Origin of the sequence: Levilactobacillus huananensis, assembly GCF_003946145.1 — a bacterium.
In the GTDB taxonomy this organism is placed as follows: domain Bacteria; phylum Bacillota; class Bacilli; order Lactobacillales; family Lactobacillaceae; genus Levilactobacillus; species Levilactobacillus huananensis.
The window spans coordinates 1-6,639 of record NZ_RHOC01000024.1; the positions used below are offsets into that span (position 1 = coordinate 1).

Here is a 6,639-nt window from a genome sequence, read left to right on the forward strand (position 1 = left end):
GTCGCACTGGCAAACGTGTCCCCTTGGATTTAGACCCCAGCTTGTCCCCTAGGGCTTTAAAAATCGCACCGGCCATGATATAATAGTCAGTAAATGAGTTGACTTTTATGTGGCGCTCACCGATTCCCGTCGGTGGGTGTTTTTTTATGTTCTATTTTATGTAACCAATATTACTCGTTGTTTGGTGATAAATCAACATTTCTTTTTATGTATCCTTGTATCCTTGTATCCTTGTATATTCATATCCTTGTATCTAAGTATCCTTGTATCCTTGTATCTAAGTATATTAGGATACTTGCAGTCAATCTTAATTTAACGGCTTTTGAGAAGAAATGTATCCTTGTATCCTTGTATCCAAGTATCTTTGTATGTTATCATCCTTGTATCCAAGTATCCTTGTATATTAGGATACTTAATTGGAGGTCAGTATAATGGGTGAAGTAATTACTTTTGGAAATTTTAAAGGTGGCACCGGTAAAACAACAAATGCCACGCTTGCATGCCTGGCACTAGCTCGTGCTGGTAAAAAAACGCTATTAATTGATTTCGATCCTCAAGCAAACGCTACAGATATTTACTTTAAAACCGCGGCTAATTTAGGCCACGATGATATTGAATTTAATCAAACCTTGCTTGCATCAATCCAAGAAGAGGACTTATCAAGATCGTTGGTTACTTTGGATAAAAACATTGACTTTATTCCATCAAGCGCAGATTTTTCATTGTACCCACGGATTATGGAAAAAAAGTTTAAAAATAATTATAAAGATAGAGTTACATATTTTAGCAAGCTACTTGCTTCACTAAAAGAAAAATATGATTTTGTGGTATTTGATTTGCCACCGACTATTTCCTTAATTTCTGATAGCGCCTTATACGCTTCAGATTGGGTTCTGATTATCCTTCAAACTCAAGAGCACAGTCTTCAGGGTGCCGAATCGTTTCTAAAATATATACAGGAACAGGTAATCGATGAATACGAAGCACCTAGTTTGAATTTACTCGGTATACTTCCTGTGCTATTAAAGAATGGGGCGCCTGTTGATCACAGCACATTAGAAGTAGCAGAAGAAGAATTTGGGAAAGAAAACATGTTAAAAACCCTAATTCGTAATATGGAAAGAATCAAAAGATATTCAATCAGAGGTGTATTTCTAAAAGATCAGTTCGATAAAAAAATAATTAGATTATACGATTCTGTGGCACAAGAAATTATTGAAAGGGCGGACTAGCATGGTGGAACTTTTACACAATCCTAACTCAAATAAAAGCAAAATAATTCCTAGAAAATCGGCGCCCCAGCCCCAAAAAGAAATTTCCATATCTTCTCTAAACGAATCAAACAAAACGAAGTCTAAACAAATAGATGGTGTTACTTTTGATACTACGCTCAGAATTGACAATCATCTAAAAAACTTTATGAAAGCTATGGTAATTTTAGGGTATAGCTCAACTCAACAAAACGGATTAGCCCAATTACAAAAAACTTTTTTTGAATCGTTAACTGAGTCTGAACAAAATACGCTTACGACTCAAATACAGACTTTGGAAACCGGCGATGCTAACAAAGTAAAAAGTAAATAATCACGTGCTCTCAGACGACACGTTCACCTTTTAGATGTATACTTGTCCGTTTAAATTAAGCAGAATGCACACAAAAAAGTCCTCTATTATGCGGAATAGAGGGCTTTTCTGAAATCATTACATACAGGCTTTGCTTAGGAGCGTTGCTTGTGTCCATTTAGGACATACACAATCATATAACAATCAATGCTGTCACTTAACTTACTCAAAAAAGCCACCCACCTCGGAGTGGCTTTTTGGTTGTGTGGTAGATTGTAAAATTTTTCTTGTTTCTGCCCAATTGATTCAATTCAGTAACTATGACAACACCACCTTAACAAATCATAATTTGGATAATAGTATGTTCCATTTGAAAGCTAAGCCTTATAATTAGCATAGGGTTAATAGCTCTAATCAAAATACCCACAAAAGTCCTGCTCAACTAACAATTGAGTAGGCCTTTTGTAGTACAAATTAATCCTTATCACAACTAACCTCAATAGCACAACAGGTATAAATAGTGCCTAAAATCCCTAAATAAATTTCTATCACAACTGTTTAATAAAGCGGCAATCCCCGTTGTACGTGATTAATTAAACATTCAATTCTTAAAACACCTATTTTTAAATCGACTTAAACCTTCGCTGTTGCGTGCGTTTACTAATCCCCGTCTTTCGTTCAATCATCTTATAAGTCATGCCTTGTTTTCGCAACTCATAAGCAAATCTGATCTGTTCATCAGAATACGTTTTCGGTCGCCCTTCCCGAAACAACGGATCATGTTGCTTGGCATACAATTTACCTTCTTGTGTGCGCGTGACAATCATATCGCGTTCAAACTGCGCAAAGGCGCTAAATATTGTAAAGACTAATTGGCCAGTCGGCGTATTGTCAATTAAGCCCATATTCAAAATGTTGACTTTGACATTTTCTTTAAACAACTCTTGGATAATGGCTAAGGCCTCGCGCGTGTTCCGTGCAAACCGATCCAACTTAGTGACAATCAAAGTATCGCCTGTTTTTAGAACGCACAACAGTTTTTGAAACTCCGGTCGTTCAGTAGTTGTGCCAGTAAACTTTTCCTGGAAGATTTTTTCTGCTCCTGCCAATTTTAGTAACTCAATTTGATTTGCTAATTTTTGATCAGTGGTACTGACCCGCGCATAGCCATATTTCATCTTTTTATCTCCTTATTTATGTCATTAAGTAATGACACGGTTCTAACCCTTTAATTATACAGCATCAAAAAAGAGGCCACAACTGTTAAGTTATGACGCAGTTTATATATTCATTTAGCGGACATTAACCCATTTATTAATAAAAACTGGACTTAGAATGCGTTTCTCAAACGTCGAAACATGAAAAAAAGCCTATTTCTAGGCGCTTTTTACGATTATTGTTGTAAAGTTTGTTGGGCTTTTTTAGCTCTTGGCTTTTTAAATCTGGATTATCCTTTGCACCTGAAGATGGAAAGGGGACTGCTTCTTCTGCTTATGGTGGTCTAGGCATGGCTTTAGGTAATAACGGATTTAACGTTATCGGTGCTTTGTTCCTTAGCCAGTTTCGACTAGGATTTATAGTCTTTGGTATATTCACATTTGCTGGCGTATTAATTGCAACTTTGATTGTCCATGAGCCTTCTAATTTAGATGAAACCTCAACTAAAAAGAAAGAAAAGTTTTCTTTAAAAAATGTAAAGTTAATTTTTCCTTCTTGGCAAATTGGCGTGACTACTACCTAGCTCTTATAGGAAAAATGTTTCAGGGAGTTGGAAACTTTGCAATTACAGGATACATTTTATATATAATGACCGACTTTCTTCATCGTGGTAATCAAACTCAATCTTCTATCCAACTTGTTAACATGATTATGCTTATTTTTGGCATTTTGATGGGATTAGTCGCTGGGCCACTATCTAATAAATTTAAAATACTGAAATTACCAGTAGGTCTCTCAACTATCTTATTAGCAATTGCAGGTCTCTCCCTGTTCTTCTTAAGAAATAATACTGGTATTATTCTTTACGCCTTAGCTGCCGGTTTAGGAATGGGCTTATGGAACGCACTTGATAATTTATTAAACTTAAAAGTTATCCCCGATCAAAATCGTGTTGCATTTTTCTTAGGTGTTTACAACTTAGGTAATACAATTACACAAGCTATCGCACCCGTTTTAGCCGCTGCCGTCATAAGTCTTTTTGGTTATTCTGGAATTTTTATTGTTTCATTTATTTTTTCCTTGATTGGTGGTATTTCAATGCTATCGATTAAATCATTAAAACGTTAGTAAGATATTTTTTAGCAATCCTTATTTAAAGTTAAGGATTGCTTTTTGTTCTCTTCAGTTGCAATCGCTTGCAACTCGCACCTATCCTCTGCTATGCTCGTGCCAACAATGGTAATTATTTATTCACCTAAATTTAGGATGGAGGTAATTAAATGACTGAAAGTTATCAATTTGATGTTTTGTACTTAGGCGCGGGGCATGGTGCCTTCGACGGGGCGGTTCCACTAGCTAATAGTGGTAAAAAAGTCGCCATTATCGAAGCGGACAAAATCGGGGGAACTTGTCCAAACCGTGGATGCAACGCGAAAATTACGCTGGACAACCCGGTTCAACTTTTACGCCACCAAGAACGCCTTGATGGCATTGTAAATGGTGACTTAAAGCTGGATTGGACTGCCAATGTAGAACATGAACACGAAGTCATCGACGGCTTGCCGGACATGATTACTGGTTTACTCGACTCTGTTGACATCGAAATTATTCACGGTCGTGGAAAATTTGTTGATGCTCACACCATCGAAGTGGATCAACAGCGCTACACCGCTGACAAAATCGTGATTGCAACGGGGCTACGTCCCCACCATCTAGATGTTATGGGCTCAGAACTTACGCATGACAGTACCGATTTTATGAACCTCAAACAGCTTCCTGAAAATATCGTAATTATTGGCGCGGGCTATATCGGCATGGAATTTGCCACGATTGCCAATGCTGCCGGCGCGAACGTCACTGTACTTTTACGCCATAATCGGGCGTTGCGCAAATTTAATCAAGATTACGTAAAACAAGTCATTGCCGACCTCGAAAAACGAGGGGTGAAGTTCATTTACAACGCTCAGGTGGATCGTTTTGAGGAAGACGGTTCTCATTTTACCGTGTCTTATAACGATCACGAAACCCTCACCACCGACTGGATTTTGGATGCTACCGGACGAATTCCTAACATCGAAAACATCGGATTAGACGAAGTAGGCGTTAGTTACAATGCTAACGGGATCGAAGTTAACGATCATCTTCAAACTAACATTGATAACATCTATGCTTCTGGTGATGTGCTTGATAAAGAACAGCCTAAGCTCACCCCGACTGCGATCTTTGAATCTAGTTATTTAACCCAACTTTTCACAGGAAAGACTACTGACGCAATCAACTATCCGCCCATCCCAACCATTGTCTTTACCTCACCACAAATCGCACAGGTTGGTATGAGCGTCGAAGAAGCTCAGCAAAATCCTGATTACACCATTAAAACTAATCATCTTCCTGACGGATGGTTCCGCCAAGTTGATAAGGAAACAATTGGTGATAACACCTTGATTTACGATCAAGACCATCATCTTGTAGGAGCAGCTGAAGTTAGTGAACATGCTGCCGATGCAATTAACGTTTTATTACCAGCAATTGAGTTTCAATATGCAGCTGAACAACTAGGCCGCATCGTACCTCTCTTCCCTACTTTGGGAGCGGACGTCTGGTCACAGATTTAAAAAAACGCTGAGCCTCTTTTAAGGAGACTCGGCGTTTTTTTATTATTTAGTAAATTCAGCAATTGCATCATCAATATGTTGCCGTACTACCTCAACATGATCCATTTCATCATCTTCTACATGTGGTAAAGGATTACGTGCTCGTCCTACACTTACCCCACGTTTAGCTAAGATTAACTTCATCACATCATATAAATTACCTTTAAATGATGTCAATTTAACTGAATCATCTATTTTCGCCATAGTCCCCACCATTTTCTTGGTTTTTCTTGTTCTTCTATCCTTTTTTGAACTTTGATTTGTTCCTGCAAATTTTCCAACTTCTCTTTAAGAGCGTTCCCGTTCACTTCATCTTTATATTGATTGTCTAAGTGTTTGAATTCTGTTTCCTGTGAGGGCATTTTGAGAACTTTTAATCTGTCGTTTTCTGCTTTGTATTCTTCGAGCAGTTGTTTGTCCTGTAAGGCCAATCTTTGTTGCTGATCTAGTAACTTATGTAACTCTTTCTTTTCAGATTGAATTTCTGATACTAAATTTCGAAGGAATTTCACTTCATCTTGTCCATCAACCGCATCTTTTTTGTTGTCGTCAACATCATCTTTTTGTTGACGGTATCTTGTTGACGAATTGTTTGAGAACATTGCTTTAATAGCTTTTTGCCCATCAACATCAACGTAAACAGTATTACCTTTTGTTGATGTAAATTGACGTAAATCGATTGACGCATCTCTTTTTATCTTTTGCCATATAGCCTGCTTTGAAACGCCCAATTCATCAGCAAGTTCTCTAATTGTTTTAGGCATTATTTCCAAACCCCTTTCGGAGTTCAGCAAGTGCTTCTTGTCTTGCTTGATCTCTTATTTTTTTATCGTGCTCGGCCTGTTTATCAGCCAATGCTTGTTTCTCAGTAGAGCCTAAAGTTAACCCTTTAACCTTGTCAATGGCGCGCCATTTTTCCTGCTCTGTTAATTCACCATTATGCTGAATATTAAAAAGCTTTTGACGCTCATCTTGTAATTGGCCTTGTGAGAAATCATTGGCATCTTTCTTTTCGGGTTTCCAGGTAAACGAATAGCCAATAACTGGTTTCCCACGCCCTTTACCATATTTTTTTCTAACCGTTAATCCTCTAAACAAAGGAGTTAATTCTTCTTTAATGGGTTTTATAACAAATTTATCGACGTTAGAGGGACTATTCCAGTAACTTTTGGGCATATCTAGTAATTGGTAGATTGTAAAATTAATCCGAACGCTGTTCGGACAAAAAAGATCAGCTTCCTTTAAAATGGTGTTTACCACAAAC

At 37.7% G+C, this 6,639-nt stretch carries 8 protein-coding genes and 1 pseudogene; 5 read left to right on the forward strand and 4 right to left on the reverse strand.

Annotation, left to right across the window (positions count from 1 at the left end):
* Positions 1-431 precede the first annotated feature (431 nt).
* Positions 432-1,232 (forward strand): ParA family protein, encoded by an 801-nt coding sequence (locus EKM71_RS10815; protein WP_011222015.1) that lies wholly within the window; start codon positions 432-434, stop codon positions 1,230-1,232.
* A gap of 1 nt (position 1,233) precedes the next feature.
* Positions 1,234-1,584, forward strand: coding sequence for a DUF5388 domain-containing protein (locus EKM71_RS10820; protein WP_011222016.1), 351 nt, complete (start codon positions 1,234-1,236; stop codon positions 1,582-1,584).
* 602 nt (positions 1,585-2,186) lie between these two features.
* On the opposite strand, the gene EKM71_RS10830 is transcribed toward EKM71_RS10820, so the two are convergent.
* Positions 2,187-2,741: a recombinase family protein gene (locus EKM71_RS10830; protein ID WP_011222018.1), complete on the reverse strand. Its 555-nt coding sequence runs from the start codon at positions 2,739-2,741 to the stop codon at positions 2,187-2,189.
* A 329-nt stretch (positions 2,742-3,070) separates the two neighbouring features.
* Between EKM71_RS10830 and EKM71_RS10835 the strand changes: the two genes are divergently transcribed.
* From EKM71_RS10835 to EKM71_RS10845, 3 genes are all read left to right on the forward strand, one after another.
* The gene (locus tag EKM71_RS10835) at positions 3,071-3,304 is read left to right on the forward strand and encodes a hypothetical protein (RefSeq protein WP_125574590.1); all 234 of its coding nucleotides are present in this window, start codon (positions 3,071-3,073) and stop codon (positions 3,302-3,304) included.
* A complete protein-coding gene (locus EKM71_RS10840) occupies positions 3,277-3,849 on the forward strand; it encodes an MFS transporter (protein ID WP_225416435.1) in 573 nt (190 codons plus the stop codon). Before EKM71_RS10835 ends, EKM71_RS10840 begins: the two co-directional genes overlap by 28 nt.
* Before the next feature lie 152 nt (positions 3,850-4,001).
* Positions 4,002-5,336 (forward strand): dihydrolipoyl dehydrogenase family protein, encoded by a 1,335-nt coding sequence (locus tag EKM71_RS10845; RefSeq protein WP_125574588.1) that lies wholly within the window; start codon positions 4,002-4,004, stop codon positions 5,334-5,336.
* A 42-nt stretch (positions 5,337-5,378) separates the two neighbouring features.
* On the opposite strand, the gene EKM71_RS10850 is transcribed toward EKM71_RS10845, so the two are convergent.
* The 3 genes and pseudogenes from EKM71_RS10850 to EKM71_RS10860 form a co-directional block, all read right to left on the reverse strand.
* Complete coding sequence (locus EKM71_RS10850; protein ID WP_020090466.1) at positions 5,379-5,579, reverse strand: hypothetical protein; 201 nt, start codon at positions 5,577-5,579, stop codon at positions 5,379-5,381.
* Positions 5,567-6,139 (reverse strand): helix-turn-helix domain-containing protein, encoded by a 573-nt coding sequence (locus EKM71_RS10855; RefSeq protein ID WP_125574589.1) that lies wholly within the window; start codon positions 6,137-6,139, stop codon positions 5,567-5,569. The genes EKM71_RS10850 and EKM71_RS10855 overlap by 13 nt, the downstream gene beginning before the upstream one ends.
* Positions 6,132-6,639 (reverse strand): annotated as a pseudogene (locus EKM71_RS10860) (replication initiation protein); the annotation flags it as partial. The gene EKM71_RS10855 and the pseudogene EKM71_RS10860, both read right to left, overlap by 8 nt.